Annotated in this window: 2 protein-coding genes and 1 pseudogene; all 3 read left to right on the top strand. The window is 66.7% G+C overall.

The features are described 5' to 3' along the window. Positions 1-112 precede the first annotated feature (112 nt). Complete coding sequence (locus tag H0W40_RS19935; RefSeq protein ID WP_292449670.1) at positions 113-1,186, top strand: hypothetical protein; 1,074 nt, start codon at positions 113-115, stop codon at positions 1,184-1,186. Next, positions 1,186-1,608, top strand: coding sequence for a GNAT family N-acetyltransferase (locus tag H0W40_RS19940; protein ID WP_292449671.1), 423 nt, complete (start codon positions 1,186-1,188; stop codon positions 1,606-1,608). The genes H0W40_RS19935 and H0W40_RS19940 overlap by 1 nt, the downstream gene beginning before the upstream one ends. Before the next feature lie 84 nt (positions 1,609-1,692). Next, positions 1,693-2,168: pseudogene (locus H0W40_RS19945) on the top strand (hypothetical protein); the annotation flags it as partial.

A 2,168-nucleotide genomic window follows, 5' to 3' on the forward strand; every position in this document is an offset into this window, starting at 1 on the left:
GCGTGTATCGGAGCAACTGACTCGGCTGCTGGGCGAGAACAGCGCCTACGTCGATCAGGCACGCCAGCGGGCAAGACAGGCGGCCAACGAGCGCGGCCTGTCGAACTCGACGATGGCGCTGATGGCAGGCGAGGAAGCGGCGATTTCTCAAGCCTTGCCGATCGCGCAGCAGGACGCCGGCACCTACAACAAGCAGAACCTGACCAACCAGGCGGCGCAAAACGCGGCCGGCTCGCAGAACGCACAAGTCGGGCTGGGCGTAAAGCAGCTCGGGGAGCAGGCGCGCCAGTCGGACAACGACACCGACCTGAAGAACCGCGGACTGTTCGAGCAGGCGCGGCAGTTCGATACCGGCGTCAAGCAGGACGACGCCAAGCTCGCCGAAATGGCGCGCCAGTTCGACAACAGCGAGATGGCGAAGCTCTCGATGTTCAACCGTGAGACCGCCAGCCGCGAGCAGATCGCGCAGTTGGACAGTGCCACCAAAGCCTACCTGGCCCGCACCGAAGCCGAATACAAGACGCAGATGCAGACCTCGGCGTCGTCGGCGCAATTGTGGTCACAGTACCAGCAGGAAGTCACCAAAATCCTCGGCAACAAGGACATGGACGCCGCCAACAAGCAGGCCGCGCTCGACATCCTGGGCCGCAACCTCAAAGAGGGCATGGGCGTATTCGGCCATGTGGGCGGGATTCCTGGACTGGGCGATCTTCTGACCTTTACCGGCCCGGGCGGCGGTCAAGCCCCGCTTCCTGGTTCGCCTGCCGCCGGTGGACGCTATCCGGTGGTCGGGCAGATGTATACGCGCTACCTGGGCCGCAATCCCGAGCCGGGCGCCATCGAGCAGTGGGAAGCCACGATCGACTCGTGGTTCGCAGAGGGCATGACCGGCGAGCAGATCAACGCCCGTCTGGCGCAGGAGTTTCAGAACTCGGCCGAAGGGCAACAGCAGGCCGCGTCGCCCGCGCCCGCACCCGCACCCGGCGCACCCGCGCCCGCACCAGTTCCCGCACCCGCGCCCGCACCAGTTCCCGCACCGGCACCCGCACCCGCACCCGCACCCGCGCCAGCACCGATCGACCCCATGCGCAACCCGAATCAAAACCCGGACCCCGACCGCTACTACTGGGACCAGCGGCGCGGCACCTGGGTGGAATCCGCCTCCTACGGCTCCGGTAACTCGTAATGCACATCCGCCACGCCAGGGACGAGGACGTTCCCTGGCTGCCGGCGTATGTGCTGGGCGGATTCGACACGCAGGGCTATCAGCCCACGTTCGACGGCGTGCGAACGCTGATCGAGCGTTGCCGTACTAGCGGCTACGCACTGATCGCAGAGCATGACGAGGCGCCGGTGGGGATTCTCGGCGCGGTGATTGTGCCGTTCGAGTGGACGCAGAAAAGCTACATATCGGTGATCGCGCTGCGCTCGACGCGGCCCGGTGCCGGCAGTCTGTTGATTCGCACGCTGCTTGAGCAGGCGCGCGATACGTTCGTCAGTCACATCGGGGTGACGATCGAGAACCCCGACCCCCGCACAGACAAGATGATGCGCCGCTTCGGTCAATTCCGAATGCTGCGCACTTACGTTTTTGAGAACAAGGAGTAGGGCATGGCTGTAATTCTTCCGCTTATCGCGATTGCCGCAGGCGGCGCCGCCGTGGCCGGCGCTGTCGCTGCCGGCGTTGTCACGGTGGCTGCCATCGCCGGGGTGGCCTCGATCGTGTCGGGCGTGGCTTCGCTTACAGGCAACACCAAAGTCGCCAAGATCGCCGGCATCATCGCGCTCGGGGCCGGTGCGTTCAGCCTGGTTGCGGGCGGCGCGGGCGCGGCGTCAGGTGCCGAAGCTGCCGCCGGTTCGTCCGGCGAAGGCGCCAGCCTGATCGAAGGCGCGCTCGCAGCCGAGCGTGGCAACACTGCCATCGCGGACGTGGCGTCAGGCATCGATGGCGGCTCAACGGCGGGAACGATCGCCGAGAACGCGGGCGCTGCGGCAACACAGGCGCCGGCACCGATCGTCGATATGCCCCCGGCTGCATCCAGCTTTGACTACGGAGCGGGCGCAGCAACTGGCGGCGCGCCGGCATCGTCGCTGGCACCGCAGTTGGCACCGATCGTCGATGTGGCACCCGGCAGCCTCGGCGGCGGCGGCGTGCAGCAGTCGTTCAT

Origin of the sequence: Methylibium sp. (assembly GCF_013817345.1) — a bacterium.
In the GTDB taxonomy this organism is placed as follows: Bacteria; Pseudomonadota; Gammaproteobacteria; order Burkholderiales; family Burkholderiaceae_C; genus Methylibium.